At 61.8% G+C, this 16,366-nt stretch carries 15 protein-coding genes; 11 read left to right on the top strand and 4 right to left on the bottom strand.

All coding sequences use genetic code 11. From position 1 onward, the window contains the following. Window positions 1–2: 2 nt before the first annotated feature. The 6 genes from ACSBQQ_RS13890 to ppnP all read left to right on the top strand — a co-directional run bounded on the left by ACSBQQ_RS13890 (window position 3) and on the right by ppnP (window position 5,743). The gene (locus ACSBQQ_RS13890; RefSeq protein WP_033647340.1) at window positions 3–791 is read left to right on the top strand and encodes an energy transducer TonB; all 789 of its coding nucleotides are present in this window, start codon (window positions 3–5) and stop codon (window positions 789–791) included. 253 nt (window positions 792–1,044) lie between these two features. Then, window positions 1,045–1,818, top strand: coding sequence for an IclR family transcriptional regulator (locus tag ACSBQQ_RS13885; RefSeq protein WP_060429176.1), 774 nt, complete (start codon window positions 1,045–1,047; stop codon window positions 1,816–1,818). Between the two features lie 219 nt (window positions 1,819–2,037). Next, window positions 2,038–3,594, top strand: a complete 1,557-nt coding sequence (locus tag ACSBQQ_RS13880) for an OPT/YSL family transporter (RefSeq protein ID WP_060420419.1) — start codon at window positions 2,038–2,040, stop codon at window positions 3,592–3,594. 34 nt (window positions 3,595–3,628) lie between these two features. Next, window positions 3,629–4,558, top strand: coding sequence for a DUF1177 domain-containing protein (locus tag ACSBQQ_RS13875; RefSeq protein WP_033647333.1), 930 nt, complete (start codon window positions 3,629–3,631; stop codon window positions 4,556–4,558). A 4-nt stretch (window positions 4,559–4,562) separates the two neighbouring features. Next, the gene (locus ACSBQQ_RS13870; RefSeq protein WP_039567007.1) at window positions 4,563–5,240 is read left to right on the top strand and encodes an AroM family protein; all 678 of its coding nucleotides are present in this window, start codon (window positions 4,563–4,565) and stop codon (window positions 5,238–5,240) included. Window positions 5,241–5,452: 212 nt separating this feature from the next. Continuing rightward, window positions 5,453–5,743: a pyrimidine/purine nucleoside phosphorylase gene (gene ppnP / locus ACSBQQ_RS13865; RefSeq protein WP_004940463.1), complete on the top strand. Its 291-nt coding sequence runs from the start codon at window positions 5,453–5,455 to the stop codon at window positions 5,741–5,743. Window positions 5,744–5,808: 65 nt separating this feature from the next. Here the strand turns inward: ppnP and rdgC are convergent, their stop codons facing one another. Then, window positions 5,809–6,720 (bottom strand): recombination-associated protein RdgC, encoded by a 912-nt coding sequence (gene rdgC / locus ACSBQQ_RS13860; protein ID WP_004940461.1) that lies wholly within the window; start codon window positions 6,718–6,720, stop codon window positions 5,809–5,811. 216 nt (window positions 6,721–6,936) lie between these two features. On the opposite strand from rdgC, the gene mak reads away from it, so the two are divergent. The 3 genes from mak to ACSBQQ_RS13845 all read left to right on the top strand — a co-directional run bounded on the left by mak (window position 6,937) and on the right by ACSBQQ_RS13845 (window position 8,570). After that, complete coding sequence (gene mak / locus ACSBQQ_RS13855; protein ID WP_060429174.1) at window positions 6,937–7,851, top strand: fructokinase; 915 nt, start codon at window positions 6,937–6,939, stop codon at window positions 7,849–7,851. 102 nt (window positions 7,852–7,953) lie between these two features. Then, a complete protein-coding gene (locus ACSBQQ_RS13850) occupies window positions 7,954–8,187 on the top strand; it encodes a type II toxin-antitoxin system Phd/YefM family antitoxin (RefSeq protein ID WP_033637280.1) in 234 nt (77 codons plus the stop codon). Next, on the top strand, window positions 8,184–8,570 hold the full coding sequence (locus ACSBQQ_RS13845) for a type II toxin-antitoxin system VapC family toxin (protein WP_033637281.1): 387 nt from the start codon (window positions 8,184–8,186) through the stop codon (window positions 8,568–8,570). Before ACSBQQ_RS13850 ends, ACSBQQ_RS13845 begins: the two co-directional genes overlap by 4 nt. Here ACSBQQ_RS13845 and licT read toward each other — a convergent pair. From licT to sbcD, 3 genes are all read right to left on the bottom strand, one after another. Beyond that, window positions 8,567–9,415, bottom strand: coding sequence for a BglG family transcription antiterminator LicT (gene licT / locus ACSBQQ_RS13840; RefSeq protein WP_060429172.1), 849 nt, complete (start codon window positions 9,413–9,415; stop codon window positions 8,567–8,569). The two genes, ACSBQQ_RS13845 and licT, sit on opposite strands and share 4 nt — an antisense overlap. A gap of 224 nt (window positions 9,416–9,639) precedes the next feature. Continuing rightward, window positions 9,640–12,891, bottom strand: a complete 3,252-nt coding sequence (sbcC, locus tag ACSBQQ_RS13835) for an exonuclease subunit SbcC (protein ID WP_060429170.1) — start codon at window positions 12,889–12,891, stop codon at window positions 9,640–9,642. Then, window positions 12,888–14,120 carry an exonuclease subunit SbcD gene (sbcD, locus tag ACSBQQ_RS13830; RefSeq protein WP_060429168.1) on the bottom strand — a complete coding sequence of 411 codons (1,233 nt, stop codon included), beginning with the start codon at window positions 14,118–14,120 and terminating at the stop codon, window positions 12,888–12,890. The genes sbcC and sbcD overlap by 4 nt, the downstream gene beginning before the upstream one ends. Window positions 14,121–14,335: 215 nt before the next feature. Here sbcD and phoB point away from each other — a divergent pair, with 215 nt between their 5' ends. Both phoB and phoR read left to right on the top strand, forming a co-directional pair. Beyond that, window positions 14,336–15,025 (top strand): phosphate response regulator transcription factor PhoB, encoded by a 690-nt coding sequence (gene phoB / locus ACSBQQ_RS13825; protein ID WP_004940438.1) that lies wholly within the window; start codon window positions 14,336–14,338, stop codon window positions 15,023–15,025. Between the two features lie 24 nt (window positions 15,026–15,049). Next, on the top strand, window positions 15,050–16,366 hold the full coding sequence (phoR, locus tag ACSBQQ_RS13820; protein WP_025301740.1) for a phosphate regulon sensor histidine kinase PhoR: 1,317 nt from the start codon (window positions 15,050–15,052) through the stop codon (window positions 16,364–16,366).

Here is a 16,366-nt window from a genome sequence, read left to right as displayed (position 1 = left end):
GCATGTCGGTTTCGCCGCTGCCTTTTGCCGCGCCCGGCGCCGCCATGCCCTGGCGCCGTTGCCTGGTGCTGGTGCTGGCGCTGCACCTGCTGGCCGCGGCGCTGCTCTGGCCCTGGCGAGACAAGGCCGCGCCGGCGTGGGTGCCGCCACCGGCGGTCATGGTGGTGATGGCCGCCGCACCGCTGGCCCCGGCCGAGGTAAAACAACCGCCAGGACAAAGGACGCCGCCGCCTCAGGTTGAACCGCCGGCGCCGGAACCCTTGCCGACGGTGAAGGTGCCTGAAGCCGCACGGCCGAACATCGCCGTACCGCCGAAGCAGAAAAAACCGCCCAAGCCGGTGAAGAAAACCCTCCCGCCGCGCACACCGCCGCAGGAGAAAACGATCGCGCCGCCGAAGGTTCAGGAGCAAAGCGTCGGTGCGCCACCGCCGGGCCGGGCGGATAAAACGGCCGCGCCGCAAACCCGCCTGACGCCCTATGCTCAAGCGGGGGTGGACAACTGGCGCAGCCGCATCAGCGGCCGCCTGAATCGCTTTAAACGTTACCCCAAAGACGCATTGCGGCTGAAGCGCCAGGGCGTCGGGCAGGTGCGTTTCACGTTGGACAGGCAGGGCCATGTGCTGGCGGTGACGCTGGTCAGCAGCGCCGGGCTGCCGTCGCTGGATCGCGAAATCCAGGCGCTGGTCAAGCGCGCTTCGCCGTTGCCTACGCCGCCGGCGGACGCCTACGTCAACGGCACGGTGGAATTGACGCTGCCGATCGATTTCAGTTTGCGCGGCGCGGGTTTTTGAGCCACGACAATATCTCCTCCTGATAAACTCATTTTTCAGCAGCTTGTCCTGCTATTCATTATTTTCAAAGCGTATCGTTATTTTATTTGGCGCGGCGGAGTCGGCGTTCTGCGCAATATTTTCATTTAAAAAGCACGAATGCCTTTTATTTCTCGGCTGACAAAAAATAAACAGCTTGACGCTGCGGAGTTCGGGTTTTAGTTTTTAATTATAAAACAGGAACTGAGTTCCATATAGTGGAACAAGGCGGATCATGACAACGCTGGAAAATGCCGCTGCGGTATTAAAACTCTTTTCTCAACAACGCGTGATGCATGGCCAACCGGGCATTGCATTCAGCGACGTGGTGGACCAACTGGCGCTGCCGAAAAGTACGGTATCGCGCCTGCTGCAGACCATGGAAAATCAGGGCATGCTGGAGCGCGATCCCGATAGCCGGCGTTACCGCATCGGCGCGCTGTTGCTGGCGGCATCCAGCCACTATCTGTCGATGCCGCTGGTGGACAGCCTGGCGGCCAGCATGGCGCAGCTGTGCCGCCAGACGGCCTGTACCGGCTACCTTTCGATATTGGAAGGGCAGGAAATCATGGTGATGCGCATGTTCCCCGGCCGCCACTTTTTGCAGGTGGTTACCCCGGCGGGTTACCGTTCACCGGCGGCGGAAACCTCGGTCGGCCGGGCGATACTGGCGCGTGAAAGCGACGAGCAGGTTCGGGCGCGTTACGCCGGCGGTTACCGGGCGGCTTCGCCCAATGCGCCGCAAACGTTGGATGCGCTGTTGCAGAAGTTGCAGCAGGTGAGGCGCCAGGGATGGTCGCTGGCGCGCAATGAAACCCTGAACAGCATCAGTTCGCTGGCGACCGCGCTGGTGAACAAGCACGGCAGCGAGACGGTGGGGTTGTGCCTGTCCTTCCCCTCGCAGGGCGAGGAGCAGCCGTTTGTGCCGGAAGTCCTGGCCGAATTAACCGCAGTCAGCCGCCAACTGGCGGAAAAATATGGCGATGATTATTGGCAGCAGATCAAATAACGCGCCTGAGCAATTGTGTTGCATCATAATTAACGAGCGCCGATACCAGGGAACTCATTAATTATATTTCACCGTATTTTATTGATAAGAAATAGACAGGCTGAATAAGAAGATAATCACGTTATGGCGCCGGCAGTTCCAAATAATGGAACTGCCGCGGCGAGCTATCGCCTGGCGTTATTTCCGTCATGCGGCAGGGAATATTCAGGGAAACCAAGCATGAAATCAAATAATCCGCTAAAAGAGGCCGGCACGCTGTTGGTCATGGCGCTGCTTTCGGTGGTGGGGGCGATCATCGGCGTTCAGCTGATCACCACGCTGGGCGTGACGCCCAACACCTCGATCATCGGCGCGCTGATCGCCATGTTGCTGGCGCGTATTCCGCTGCAGATGTTCCAACGCTACCGCTCGGTACACACCCAGAACCTAGCGCAGACGGTGATCTCCTCCGCCACCTTCGGCGCGGCCAACTGTCTGCTGATGCCGATTGCGGTACCTTACGTGATGGGGCAGCCGCAGCTTATTCTGCCGATGTTCTGCGGCGTGGCGGCGGCGATGCTGCTCGACGCCTATCTGCTTTATCGCCTGTTCGATACCAAGGTATTCCCCGCCGCCAACGCCTGGCCGCCGGGCGTCGCCGCCGCGGAGGCGATTAAAGCCGGCGATCGCGGCGGCAAACAGGCCTGGCTCCTGGTGGTGGGCGTTGGGGTGGGCATCGCCGGATCAATGCTCAAGATCCCCATGGCGGCCTTCGGCACCGCCTTTATCGGCAATATCTGGGCGCTGAGCATGTTCGGCGTCGGGCTATTGCTGCGAGCCTACGCCGAGCCGGTAGCCGGTTTTGATATCAACGCCCATTTTATTCCGCACGGCGTGATGGTCGGCGCCGGCCTGGTGGCGCTGATCCAGGTTGCGCAGGTGATCCGTAGCCGCCGCGCCGATAGCGCCGGTTATACCCAGCCGGACAGCGCGGTAAGCAAAGCGCTCGGCCTGGGCGCAGTCGGCTACATCGCCATCGCCGCGTTTTTGGCTCTGGTCGGCGGGCTGTTTAGCGAGATGTCGCTGCCGATGTTGGCGCTGTTCGTGATTTACGCGGCGTTCGCCGCTTTCGTTCATGAGCTGATCGTCGGTATCGCCGCCATGCATTCCGGCTGGTTTCCGGCGTTCGCGGTGGCGTTGATCACCCTGATCGTCGGTATCCTGATCGGTTTCCCACCGCTGGCGCTGTGCATCCTGACCGGCTTTACCGCCGCCACCGGGCCGGCCTTCGCCGACATGGGCTTTGACTTGAAAGCCGGCTTCATCCTGCGCGGCTACGGCGAGGATCTGCGGCAGGAACTGCTGGGGCGCCGCATTCAACTGTTTGCGGCGCTGATCGCCTTCCTCATCGCCATTCCGGTGGTTTACCTCTCTTACCACAGCTATTTCCTGCAGGACCTGATCCCGCCGGTCGCGCGCGTTTACGCCAAGACCATCGAGGCCGGTGCGCAGCCGGGCATCGCCTGGAGCCTTTTGATCTGGGCGATCCCCGGCGCCGTGGTGCAGCTGATCGGCGGCCCCAAGCGCCAGCTCGGCGTGCTGCTGGCAACCGGCCTGCTGATCAACAACGCCTTGGCCGGGTGGGCGGTGCTGGTGGGCATCGCGCTGCGCGTGGCGATCCTGCGCCGTTGGGGCGATCGCGGCCGCACGCCGATGGAGATCATGGCGGCCGGATTTATCGCCGGCGACGCGCTCTACAACTTCTTCAGCTCGATTTTTTCTAGCAAGGGCAAATAGCCCCTGCCGATGACATTGGTGAGGTAAAACGACCATGAGTTTGCAACAAACGCTGCAGGTTTTTGAATTGATTGATAGCGCATTCGTCAGCGGCCAGGACGTCGTCGACCTGTTTGCGCCTTACCCGGCGATCCGCGCCAGCACCCTGCGCGCCGAGGGGCCGAAGGGCGGCACCGATTTCGTGCGCATCGAGATCCCCGGCAGCGCAGGCAAATTCGCTGGCGGTGCGGCGCCGACGCTGGGCATTATCGGCCGCCTGGGCGGCATCGGCGCGCGGCCGACGCGTATCGGGCTGGTGTCCGACGGCGACGGCGCGATCGCCGCCATTGCCGCCGCGCTGAAGCTGGCGGAGATGCAGCGCAAGGGCGACACGCTGCCGGGGGATGTGATCGTCACCACCCATATTTGCCCGAACGCACCGACCCGGCCGCACGATCCGGTCGATTTTATGGATTCGCCGATCGATGACGTGACGATGAACGATAATGAAGTGGTGCCGGAGGCTGACGCCATCCTGTCGATCGACACCACCAAAGGCAACCGCATCATCAACCACAAAGGCTATGCGCTATCGCCGACGGTGAAAGAGGGCTACATCCTGCGGGTGGCGGAAGATCTGCTGCGCATCATGGAGATGACCAGCGGCCGCCCGGCGGTGACCTTCCCGATCACCACGCAGGACATCACCCCTTACGGCAACGGCGTGCATCACCTCAACAGCATCCTGCAGCCCTCGACCGCTACTGCGGCGCCGGTGGTCGGCGTGGCGATCTGCAGCGAATCGGTGGTGCCGGGCTGCGGCACCGGCGCCAGCCACGAAACGGATATCGCGCTGGCGGTCAAATTCGCGGTGGAAGTCGCCAAAGAATTCGGCCGCGGCACCTGCCGGTTCTACGATGCCGCCGAATATGGCCAGCTGCTGGCGCTGTACGGCAGTCTGAGTCACCTGCAAAAAAGGAGATAGCCCCATGACGGCTTCATTCGCCACGCTGACCATCGGCCAGGCGCCGCGCAGCGATATCATGCCGCTGCTGTCTGCTTATCTGCCGGCGGAGCGGGTGAGGCACGTCGGTTTGCTGGACGGCCTGGATGCCGGGCAGATCGCCGAGCGTTATGCGCCGCAACGGGGCGATAAGCTGCTGGTGTCGCGCCTGTTGGACGGCACGCAGGTGACGCTCTGTGCCGCTCGCGTCGAAAGCGGGTTGCAGCAGAAGATCCGCGAGCTGGAGGCGGCGGGATGCCAGGTGATTCTGCTACTGTGCACCGGCGAATTCGGCCGCTTGCAGGCGGAGCAGGCGCTGTTGCTGGAGCCGGATCGCATCATCCCGCCGTTGATCTCCGCGATCGTCGGCGAACACCGCGTCGGCATCGTGGTGCCGGTGGCGGAACAGGTTGGGCAGCAGGCGCGTAAATGGCGGCAGCTGGCGACGCCGCCGAGCTATGCCGTCGCCAGTCCTTATCTGGCGGATGACGCCGCGCTGGAGCAGGCGGCTTGCGCACTGCTGCGGCAGGGGGCGGAGGTGGTGGTGCTCGACTGCATCGGTTATCACCAGCGCCACCGCGCTTTTTTGCAGGCGCGTCTGTCGGTGCCGGTGCTGCTGTCGAACGTTCTGGTCGCCAAGCTGGCCGCAGAGTTAATCGGCTGATTTCAAATAGCCATAAATCACCGCTCGGCGCGGCCTCGGGCGCTTTGCGCTCGCGGGTATCCCCGGGTTTCAGCAGCCCTGACTGCCGGAGAGAGGCCCGGCGGCGTTTTCCTCTGCGCCGCGATCGCATTTCGCGCGAAAAACCAGTGACAGATCAACCGCAATCCCCCAATATGGATTTTCCATCAAGATGATTACGCGGGTGCCAGTCTATGCTGAAAGTGAATGAGTATTTTGCCGGAAAAGTGAAGTCTATCGGTTTTGACAGTAGCAGCATCGGTCTTACCAGCGTGGGCGTGATGGAAGAGGGTGAATACACCTTCTCCACCGCGCAGCCGGAAGAAATGACGGTGATCACCGGGGCGCTGAAAGTGCTGCTGCCGGGGGCGCCGGACTGGCAGGTGTTTACGCCGGGTGAGAAGTTCTTCGTGCCGGGGCACAGCGAGTTCAACCTGCAGGTGGCCGACGCGACCGCCTATCTGTGCCGCTACCTGAGCAAATAAATTTTGTTCGTTAGGGAAACGCAGGGCTCAGCGGATGCTGGGCCCTGGTCGTTTCTGCGGCGGGATTAACGCTGGGCTTCGCCGCCGAGCGCTTCGATGGTGTTTTTGATCAACGCCGCCAGCTCGCTGGTCATCAGGATAAAGTCGGCGTCAAAGCGCTGGGCGAAGTCATCACGATCGATATCGTCGTTCTGCTCGCGCAGCGTGTCGGCGAATTTCAGGCGCTTGAGTGAGCCGTCGTCCGACAGCATCAGCTGAATGCGCTCTTGCCAATCCACCGCCAGCTTGGTCACCAGCTTGCCGGCTTCGATATGCACCGCGATTTCGTCGCTGATCAGATTCTGTTTCTTGCAGCGGATCACGCCGCCTTCTTCCAGAATCGCTTTCAGTTCCGCTTCATCCTGAATGGCGAAACCAGCCGGCATCTCGCCGGAACGCACCCATTCGGTCAGCGTCAGTTCGATCGGGCTTTCCATGGTCAGCGGCACCACCGGCAGCGAGCCGAGGCTTTTGCGCAGCAGCGCCAGCGTATCTTCGGCGCGTTTGGCGCTGGCGGCATCGACCATGATCAGATCGTTGACGGTGTCGATCCACATGAAGGTCTGGTTGAAGCGGCTGAAGGCGCGCGGCAGCAGGCTGTGCAGCACTTCGTCCTTCAGCGCGTCTTTCTCGGTTTTCTTCAGTTTGCGATGTTGTTCCGCCTCCAGGCGCTCAATTTTGGCCTGCAGCTCTTGCTTGATGACCGGCGACGGCAGGATTTTCTCTTCCTTGCGCGCGCAGATGACGATTTGGCCGTTGACCGCGTGCGTCAGCGCATCGCTGTGCGAGCCCATCGGGGAGACCCAGCCGGTCTTGGCCATGTCCTGGCTGCCGCACGGCGTGAAGGCGAACGCGCTGAGTTGTTTTTCCATTTCATCCGCGTTTAACGCCACTTCGCGGCTCAAACGGTAAACCATCAAATTCTTAAACCACAGCATAATGTTATCCCTGGCTGGGCGTGCGCTCGGCACGCTGATTCGTCAAAAGCAGGGCGGCATGATAACGAATTGACGCTGAAAAATCGCCCCATTCTCTCCGAATTGCGTCGCCGACCGCAGCGGAAAAGGCCGGGCGGGGGAGAGGGAAACAGGTGATTCATCCGCGTACTTACATTAGGCTGTGGCAACGCTGCGCGGCATCGAGGAGAAAAATACATGCGCATTGGCATCGATTTGGGCGGGACAAAAATTGAAGTGATTGCGTTGGCGGACGACGGCCGGGAGCTGTTTCGCCATCGCATCGCCACGCCGCGCCATGACTATGGGCAAACCCTGGCGGCGATCGCCGGGCTGGTGAAACTGGCGGAAGATCATACCGGCGAGCGGGGATCGGTCGGGATCGGCATTCCCGGCACGCTGTCGCCGTTTACCGGGCGGGTGAAAAACGCCAACTCGGTATGGCTCAACGGCCAACCGCTGGACAAGGATCTCTCTGCGCTGTTGGCGCGCGAGGTGCGTATCGCCAACGACGCCAACTGCCTGGCGGTGTCGGAAGCCACCGACGGCGCAGGCGCCGGCGCGCAAACCGTGTTTGCGGTCATTGTCGGCACCGGCTGCGGCGCCGGCGTGGCGCTGAATGGGCAGGCGCATTCCGGCGGCAACGGCATCGCCGGCGAGTGGGGCCACAATCCGCTGCCGTGGCAGGATGACGATGAGCTGCGCTACGCCCGCGAAGTGCCGTGCTACTGCGGCAAACCGGGCTGCATCGAAACCTTTATTTCCGGCACCGGTTTCGCCACCGACTATGCGCGCCTGAGCGGCAACGCGCTGCAAGGGCACGAGATCGTGGCGCTGAGCGAGCGGGGCGATGCGCTGGCGGAGCAGGCGATCGTGCGCTACGAAATGCGGCTGGCGAAAGCGTTGGCGCACGTGATCAACATTCTGGATCCGGACGTGGTGGTGCTCGGCGGCGGCATGAGCAACGTGGATCGCCTGTACCGCACGGTGCCGCAGCGGGTGAAAGATTGGGTGTTCGGCGGCGAGTGTGAAACGCCGATCCGCAAGGCGGTGCACGGCGACTCCAGCGGCGTACGCGGCGCGGCCTGGTTATGGCCGCAACAGCAGCGCTAAGCGTTGCAGCAAAGCGCGAGGCTGCTCGCGCTTTAAACCCTTCCCTGTACAAAAACTGGACGGCGCTTTATGCTTTAGCTAACTTAGCTAAGGAGGACGCGTATGCCGATTCAGGCCAATATGCACGAAGCCAAATCCAATCTGAGCCAGCTGGCGGACAGAGCCGCGGAGGGAGAAACCGTGATTATTGCAAAAGCAGGGAAGCCGTACGTACAGCTGGTCGCCATCCAGGGCGAAGCGCGCCGGCCCGGCGCCGCCAAGGGCAAGTTTACCGTGCCGGCGGATTTCAACGCGGGGGATGCGGCCATTGCGGCGCTGTTTGAGGGCGATGCATGAAGCGCCTGCTGCTGGATACCCACGCGTTGCTGTGGTGGCTGATTGATGACGCCTGCCTGGGCGCGAACGCCAAAAGGCAGATCGCCGATCCGGGCAATGCGGTGTACGTCAGCGCGGCCAGCATTTGGGAGATCTCGATCAAGCAGGCGCTGGGCAAGCTGGCGCTGCCGGAAGACATCTTTGCGATCATCGAGGCCGAAGATTTTCTGGCGCTGCCGATGGACGCCTTTCACTGCCAACAGGCCGGGCAGCTGCCGCCCTATCATCAGGATCCTTTCGATCGCATGCTGATCGCACAGGCGCAGGCCGAGGGGCTGACGCTGATCTCCGCCGACGCGGTGTTTCCGCAGTACGGCGTGCGGGTGGCGGACGCCCGCCGTTAAGCCGGTTTTTCCTCGCTTTCGCTGCGCACCCGTTCGATATGAATGGTCAGGAACATCATCTCTTCCGTGGTGAGCTGGTGCTGATAGTGCTTTTCGATGTGGCGGTTGATCTTGCCGGCGCAGGCGAATGACTCACGGTATTTCTCTTTCACCACCTGATACAGCGAGTCGTCGTCGCTGTCGACGTAGTTTTTCCCCAGCAGGCGCTGGGCGAAGAATTTCAAATGGGTGACGAAACGGTGGTAGCTCAGGGCTTCCTCGTTGTAATCAAAGCGGAAGTGGTATTTGACCAGGTTGAGGATCTCTTGCATCACGCGGGTGATGTGCAGCGTGTTGTGCATCTCGTCGTTAAGCTGGGCGTTGACCAGATGCAGGGCGATAAATCCGGCCTCGTCTTCCGGCAGCACGGTATTCAGCCGCTCGGCGATCAAAGCCAGCGCCTCCAGCCCGACGGCGAACTCGGCCTGATAGAGCTTTTTAATCTCCCACAGCAACGCATTTTTGATATCCAGCCCTTGCGCGTGGCGCTGCAGGGCGAAATGGATGTGGTCGGTCAGCGTGATGTAGACGATGTTATGCAACTTGCCCGGCAGTCGTTCGCGGGCGAGGGTAATAATCCGGTCGGCGGTGGTGACGCAGGCCAGCGGGATCTCGGAGAGCAGCTCTTTATAGCGCTCGGCGATTTCACCGCCGTTATGGGTGAACACCTTTTCGATCAGGCTTTCGTCCAGCGTGTCGCCGGGCTTCTTTTTAAAGCCGATTCCTTTTCCCATTACCACCGTCTCTTCCTGACGGTCGTCCAGCGTAATCACCACGTTATTATTGAGTATTTTAGCGATTTTCATGGTCTTTCCCGGTGTTTCAGCATCCTGAAAACGAAAAAACCTGACGCCCGGAAGCGATCCCGGGCGTCAGGTTTTGCCTGTATTTTATGTTTCTGTCCTGCGGCCTGAGCGGCGGAGGGGATACAGTAACAATCCTGTTATGTCTGCATAATAACCCGTGCTCGCCGCGGCTCAACGCTTTTCACCGCGGAGTGCCGCCGCGGTCACACTTCTGCGCCGCGGGATCATTCCAGCCTGAAGTGCGCCTCCAGCCGGCTGACGCCGAGCCCGTTGACCTTTTTCACCTTGATCTGCACCGGAATACGCTCTTTCATCGCCTCGACGTGGCTGATCACGCCAATGGTTTTGCCAGAGGCGTTCAGGCTGTCCAGCGCGTCGAGCGCGGTATCGAGGGTTTCGGCGTCCAGCGTGCCGAAGCCTTCGTCGAGGAACAGCGAATCGATGCTGGTTTTGTGGCTGACCAGATCGGACAACGCCAGTGCCAGCGCCAGGCTGACCAGGAAGCTCTCGCCGCCGGACAGGGTGCGGGTATCGCGCAGCGCGTCGGCCTGCCAGGTGTCCACCACCTGCAGCTCCAGCGCGTCGCTGGTTTTGCGCTGCAGCAGGTAGCGCCCGTGCAGCCGGCCGAGTTGCTGGTTGGCCAGATAGACCAGATGATCGAGCGTCAGCCCCTGAGCGAAGCGGCGGAACTTGTCGCCTTCTTTCGAGCCGATCAGCTGATTGAGGTAGCTCCAGTCGTCGTAGTCTTGCTGGCTGCGGGCGATTTGCTCGAACAGCGCCTGTTGATTGAGGCGGCGGGCGGCGTCGCTTTCCAGCTGGTTGCGCAGTTCACCCTGACGCAGCTGCAACGTTTTCAACTGCTGTGCCAGCTCGGCCAGCGATTGCGTGAGTGCGTCGAGATCCGCGTTGGCCTCATCCACCCCTTCCGGGCGGCTTTGCCGATGCTGCTCCAGCGTTTGCGTCGCCTGAGCCAGCAGAGCCGCAGCCTCTACCTGCCGCTGTTGCAGCTGCTCTTTGCGCTGCTGCAATTCGCGGCGCAGGGCGTCGTCCAGCAGCGCAGCGGCGAAGGCGGTTTCATCGGCAAACTCGCTGTCGGCCAGCGCCTGCTGCCACTGCTGCTGCGCCTGCTGCAGCCGTTCCTGCATTTGGGTGTGCTGTTGTTGCAATCCGGCCTGCTGGCCGGCCAGGCGCTCGCGCAGTTCCTGCGCTTTTTGCCACTGCTCGGCGGCCTGCAAGCTGGCCTGTTCACAGGCGGTTTGTTTGGCGCGCAGCTGTTCGCGCACCTCGGCGACCTGCTGTTCGCCGAACAGCGCCAGCCGCTGTGCGCGCCGTTCGGCGAGGGTCTTCTCGCCTTCTTGCCAGCGTTGTTGCAGGTCTTGCTGCTGTTGCAGGCTGTCGGCATGGGTTTTCTTCAGCAGCGTAAAGCGCTCTTCGAGCAGCGCCTGCCGTTGCTGCGCCTGCTGCTGCTGCGTTTGCAGAGCGGCGAGCGCGTCTTTCGCCTGCTGTACCGCCTGCGCCGCCTGTTCATGCTGCTGCAGCGCGTGTTGCCCGCGCCGCTCTTCATCGTCGCAGCCGCTTAGCCAGGCGCTGAGCCGCTCGCCCTCGGCCAACGTAAAGTCGAATGCCAGCGGCGCGCTGAGCTGCTGCCACTGCTGCTGTTGGGCAGCCAGCTGCTGCTCATCCTGCGCGATAGCCTGCTGTTGGCGTTGCAATTGCTGTTGCAGGTTGTCGTAACGGGCTCGCAGCTCGACGCCTTGTTTTTGCAATGCTTCGGTCTGGACTTTCATTTGCTCCAGACGTTGCGCAGTTTCTGACAGTTTTACCTCTTGGTATTGTTCTACCGCCGGGTGATCGCATGAGCCGCACAGCGGGCAGGGGGCGCCGGGTTGCAAACGGGCGCGCTCGGCTTCCAGACCCACGATCCGTTGTTCCAGCGCATAGGTTTTTTCAACATCGGCCTGGTGGGCTTTCTGCTGCTTAAATTGCTGACGGATGAGCTCTAACTGTGGCTCCAACTGGGTCAGTTCATTTTGACCGATGTTTAGCTCTTGCCGCTGCTGTTCCAGCCGTTTAACAACTTGTTGTGATAAAGAGGCGAGCGTAAATAACTGCTGGCGCGTCGGGCGCAGATCCGCCAGGGCGCTCAGGCGCTGGCGCAGCGGGGCCAGCGGCGTTTGCGCCGCCAGCGCCTGCTGCTGTTGCTGCTGAACGGCCAGCGCTTCGGTCAGCGCGTTCAACCGCTGCTGATGCTGTGCGGCCTGCGTCGTCAGCTGGCTGCGCTCGGCGGTGAGCTGCTCCAGCGTGGTTTGCTGTTTGGCACACTGCTGCGCGGCGGCATCGCCGGCCTGTCGCCGCTCGGCCTGCGTCGACTGCAGTTGGGCTATTTGGTGGTCGAGCGGGGCGACCTGGTCATCGATCAGCTGTTGCTGCTGCCGCATATGCTCGGCATGGGCTTGCTGCGCCAGACGGGCCTTTTCCACCGCCTGCTGCAGTGGCGCCAGCTGCGCCGAGTGCTGTTCCTGTTGCTGCGTCAGCTGGGCTGCCTGCTGTTGTATCGTCTGCAGCTCGGCGCGGCAGCGATCGCGTTCACCGCGCAGCGGCCGCAATTTCTCGGCCGGTTCGCTGAGCGCCAGCCGCTGCAGCTGCGGGGCGGCCTCCGTCTGCTCGCGCTGGGCGGTTTCCAGCCGCCGTTGACCCTCGTTTTGCTGTTGCTGGAGGCGTTGCCATTGCTGCAGCCAGCTCAGCGCCTGTTGCTGTTGCTGAGTTTGCTTACCGAGGGCGCTTTCCTGCGCGCTCAGCGCCGCCAGCCGTTCAGTCAGGGAGTGGCGCTGTTCATCGTTCAGCAGCTCGATGCCGCTGGCGCGCTGGTGCAACCCATCCAGGTCGGTTTTGGCCTGCTTGTGCGATTCGAACACCTGTTCGGACAACCGCCCGTAGATTTCGGTGCCGGTCAGCTCTTCCAACAGCTCGGCGCGATCGTTGGCGTCGGCGTTGAGAAATGCGGCGAACTGCCCCTGAGACAGCATCATCGATTTGGTGAAGCGGCCGAAGTCCAGCCCGGTGATGGCGGCGGTGATCTCCAGCTTGTCGCGCACCTTGTCCGCCAGGATCTTGCCGTCCTCGCGGCGCGCCAGTTCCACCTTCGGTGCCTGCAGATTGCCGTCCGGCGCGTTTTTGGCGCGGCGCTGGCTCCAGAAGGCGCGATAGCCGACGCCCTTGACCTCGAATTCGACCTCCGCCAGCGATTCGGCGGTGTGGCGGGTCATCAGTTCATTCTGGCTCGGCGTGACGTTGAGACGCGGCGTCTGGTGGTACAGCGCCAGGCAGATGGCGTCCAGCAGGGTGGTTTTGCCCGCGCCGGTCGGGCCGGTAATGGCGAACAGGCCGTTGCTGGCGAACGGCTCGGCGGTGAAGTCAATTTTCCACTCGCCCTGCAGCGAGTTGAGGTTTTTTAACCGCAGGCTGAGGATCTTCATGGATTGGTCTCCTCAGGATTGTGCTGCACCGCCTCGACCACCTGGCGGAACAGTTGGTGCATCCGCCGTTGGCGCGCTTCGGGCATGTCGGCCTCCTGCGCCAACCTGCGTTCGAACACCTCGTTGACGCTCAGTTCGTTGAGCGTTTCCTTATCCTGCTGCGCGATCGCCTGGCGGCGTTGCTCTTTGCTGCGCCGCAGCAGCACCACTTCTACCGGCAGCGCATCCGCCATCAGCTGGATGCGGCGCTGGATATCGCTGAGGTAGTCCTGCGTCGCCACTTCGATATCCAGCCACACCGGCAGCTCGCCGGCATAGTCGGCAAATTGCTGCAGCTGCCGTTCGATCTCGGCCAGATCGCCTTTGATCAGCTGCATGGGCTGGAACTGCGGGATCGTTAACGCTTCTACCTGCTGCAGGGCGCCGCCGGCGAAATCGACCAGGAAGACGCTTTTGGCTTTGCCCAGTTCATCGAAGCTGAGCGGAATCGGTGAGCCGCTATAGCGAATATGTTCCGACTTGGCGACGTTCTGCGCGCGGTGAATGTGGCCCAGCGCGATGTAATCGGCAGGGGGGAAGGCCTGCGCCGGGAAGGCGTCGAGGGTGCCGATATAGATGTCGCGCACCGAGTCGGAGGTGGTGACGCCGACGGTGGTCAGGTGGCCGGTGGCGACGATCGGCAGCGGCAGGCCCAGCCGCTCGCGGCGGTCGCAGGCCGCCTGATACAGCGTTTGGTAATGTTCGGCGATGGCTTCCTGCAGCGCCTGCTGTTTTTGCGCGCCGGATTCGCCGGCGCGGCTGGTGAGCAGATCGCGCGGCCGCAGAAAAGGAATGGCGCACAGCACCGCGCCCGGCTGGCCGTCGCGCCGGTTCAGCACCACAATCTGCTGTTCGGGGGCGCTTTGCGCGCTCGCGATCACCGTGGTGTTCAGGCAGGAGAGCAGCTCACGCGATTCGTTCAGCGTCGCCACCGAGTCGTGGTTGCCGCCCAGCACCACCAGCTGACAGCCGGTGCGCTGCAGCTCCACCACGAAGCGGTTGTACAGCTCGCGGGCGTAGCTGGGCGGCGAGCCGGTATCGAACAGATCCCCGGCGACGATCAGCGCATCCACCTGCTGCTGCTCGATCTGCTCGATCAGCCAGTTCAGAAAAGCCTGGTGCTCGGCGGCGCGGCTTTTGGTGAAAAAGTACTGGCCAAGGTGCCAGTCAGAGGTGTGGATCAGGCGCATGACACTCCCGGATGCAAAGGTAATGGCGATGATTATAAAGGCCGCGGCGGCGGCTGTCCCGGCGCAATGATGATGACAACCGGATGATTTTTCTTTGCGGCGGGAAATAATCGCTATGCTTACTGCCTATAACAGCCGCTTTTTTTCATAAAAGTGTCACAAAACTGACGCATAATGGCGCCCGCAAAGTCGCTAACACATTGGCAGGATTGACGATGGCAAGACGCATACTGGTGGTGGAAGACGAAGCGCCGATCCGTGAGATGGTGTGCTTTGTGTTGGAACAGAATGGTTACCAACCGTTGGAAGCCGAGGATTATGACAGCGCCGTGACGCGCCTGTCTGAGCCGTTCCCTGATTTGGTGTTGCTCGACTGGATGTTGCCCGGCGGTTCCGGCATTCAGTTTATCAAACATATGAAGCGCGAAGCGCTGACGCGCGATATTCCGGTGATGATGCTGACCGCGCGCGGCGAAGAAGAAGACCGGGTGCGCGGCCTGGAAGTGGGGGCGGATGATTACATCACCAAGCCGTTCTCGCCCAAGGAGCTGGTGGCACGCATCAAAGCGGTCATGCGCCGCATTTCACCGATGGCGGTGGAAGAGGTGATTGAAATGCAAGGGCTGAGCCTGGATCCGTCCTCCCACCGCGTGATGGCGAACGATCAGGCGCTGGACATGGGGCCGACCGAGTTCAAGCTGCTGCACTTCTTTATGACCCACCCGGAGCGGGTTTATAGCCGTGAGCAGTTGCTTAATCACGTCTGGGGCACTAACGTTTATGTGGAAGACCGTACCGTTGACGTGCATATCCGTCGGCTCCGCAAGGCGTTAGAAACCAGTGGGCATGATAAAATGGTTCAAACCGTTCGGGGCACCGGCTACCGGTTCTCAACGCGCTACTGATCGCGCTGCGCTGGAGAATATGCCGTGTTAGAACGTCTGTCGTGGAAGAGGCTGGCTCTGGAGCTGGCTCTTTTCTGTTTGCCCGCCTTACTGCTGGGGCTGATTTTCGGTTATCTGCCCTGGTTCCTGCTGGCCTCCGCGCTGGCCGCGCTGGTGTGGAATTTCTACAACCAGCTCAAACTCTCCCATTGGCTGTGGATCGACCGCAGCATGACGCCGCCGCCCGGCCGCTGGAGTTGGGAGCCGCTGTTCTATGGCCTGTATCAGATGCAACAGCGCAATCGCCGTCGCCGGCGTGAGCTGGCGCTGTTGATCAAGCGCTTTCGCAGCGGGGCCGAATCGCTGCCTGACGCGGTGGTGATGACCACCGTTGAAGGCAACATCTTCTGGTGCAACGGGCTGGCGCAGCATCTGCTCGGCTTCCGCTGGCCGGAGGACAACGGGCAGCACATCCTCAACCTGCTGCGCTATCCGGAATTCAGCCATTACCTGCAACAGCAGGAGTTCTCGCGCCCGCTGACGCTGCAGCTGAACAACGAACACTACGTCGAATTCCGCGTAATGCCCTATTCCGAAGGGCAGTTGCTGATGGTGGCGCGCGACGTCACCCAGATGCGCCAGCTGGAGGGGGCGCGGCGCAACTTCTTCGCCAACGTCAGCCATGAGCTGCGCACGCCGCTGACGGTGCTGCAGGGCTATCTGGAGATGATGGGCGACGAAGAGCAGGACGGTTCGCTGCGCAGCAAGGCGCTCGGCACCATGCAGGAACAGACCCGCCGGATGGACGGGCTGGTCAAGCAGCTGCTGACGCTGTCGCGCATCGAGGCGGCGCCCAATGTCGACATGAACGAGCGGGTGGATATCCCGCTGATGCTGCGGGTGTTGCAGCGCGAGGCGCAGTCGCTGAGCGGCGGCAATCACGAGATCACTTTCCGGGTGAACGAACAGCTCAACGTGTTCGGCAATGAAGACCAGTTGCGCAGCGCGGTGTCTAACCTGGTGTACAACGCGGTCAACCACACGCCGAAGGGCACCCATATCGAAGTGAGCTGGCAGCAGACGGCGCACGGCGCGCAGTTCCAGGTCAGCGACAACGGGCCGGGCATCGCCGCCGAACACCTGCCGCGCCTGACCGAGCGTTTTTACCGCGTCGACAAGGCCCGTTCGCGCCAGACCGGCGGCAGCGGGCTGGGGCTGGCGATCGTTAAACATGCGCTCAGCCATCACGACGCGCGGCTGGAGATCCTCAGCGAGCCGGGGATCGGCACCCGCTTTATCTTTACCTTACCCAACCGGTTGATTGTTCCCGCCGCTTTATCAGAGAATGCGGTGAAAAATTAA

Origin of the sequence: Serratia sp. G204Y (assembly GCF_051172435.1) — a bacterium.
GTDB classification, from domain to species: domain Bacteria; phylum Pseudomonadota; class Gammaproteobacteria; order Enterobacterales; family Enterobacteriaceae; genus Serratia; species Serratia sarumanii.
This window is presented reverse-complemented; position numbering and strand designations above follow the sequence as displayed.

Excerpts from the sequence above, each read along its gene's own strand:
- ACSBQQ_RS13890 (WP_033647340.1), top strand. The coding sequence starts at position 3 with ATGTCGGTTTCGCCGCTGCCTTTTGCCGCGCCCGGCGCCGCCATGCCC.
- ACSBQQ_RS13885 (WP_060429176.1), top strand. The coding sequence starts at position 1,045 with ATGACAACGCTGGAAAATGCCGCTGCGGTATTAAAACTCTTTTCTCAA.
- ACSBQQ_RS13880 (WP_060420419.1), top strand. The coding sequence starts at position 2,038 with ATGAAATCAAATAATCCGCTAAAAGAGGCCGGCACGCTGTTGGTCATG.
- ACSBQQ_RS13875 (WP_033647333.1), top strand. The coding sequence starts at position 3,629 with ATGAGTTTGCAACAAACGCTGCAGGTTTTTGAATTGATTGATAGCGCA.
- ACSBQQ_RS13870 (WP_039567007.1), top strand. The coding sequence starts at position 4,563 with ATGACGGCTTCATTCGCCACGCTGACCATCGGCCAGGCGCCGCGCAGC.
- ppnP (WP_004940463.1), top strand. The coding sequence starts at position 5,453 with ATGCTGAAAGTGAATGAGTATTTTGCCGGAAAAGTGAAGTCTATCGGT.
- rdgC (WP_004940461.1), bottom strand. The coding sequence starts at position 6,720 with ATGCTGTGGTTTAAGAATTTGATGGTTTACCGTTTGAGCCGCGAAGTG.
- mak (WP_060429174.1), top strand. The coding sequence starts at position 6,937 with ATGCGCATTGGCATCGATTTGGGCGGGACAAAAATTGAAGTGATTGCG.
- ACSBQQ_RS13850 (WP_033637280.1), top strand. The coding sequence starts at position 7,954 with ATGCCGATTCAGGCCAATATGCACGAAGCCAAATCCAATCTGAGCCAG.
- ACSBQQ_RS13845 (WP_033637281.1), top strand. The coding sequence starts at position 8,184 with ATGAAGCGCCTGCTGCTGGATACCCACGCGTTGCTGTGGTGGCTGATT.
- licT (WP_060429172.1), bottom strand. The coding sequence starts at position 9,415 with ATGAAAATCGCTAAAATACTCAATAATAACGTGGTGATTACGCTGGAC.
- sbcC (WP_060429170.1), bottom strand. The coding sequence starts at position 12,891 with ATGAAGATCCTCAGCCTGCGGTTAAAAAACCTCAACTCGCTGCAGGGC.
- sbcD (WP_060429168.1), bottom strand. The coding sequence starts at position 14,120 with ATGCGCCTGATCCACACCTCTGACTGGCACCTTGGCCAGTACTTTTTC.
- phoB (WP_004940438.1), top strand. The coding sequence starts at position 14,336 with ATGGCAAGACGCATACTGGTGGTGGAAGACGAAGCGCCGATCCGTGAG.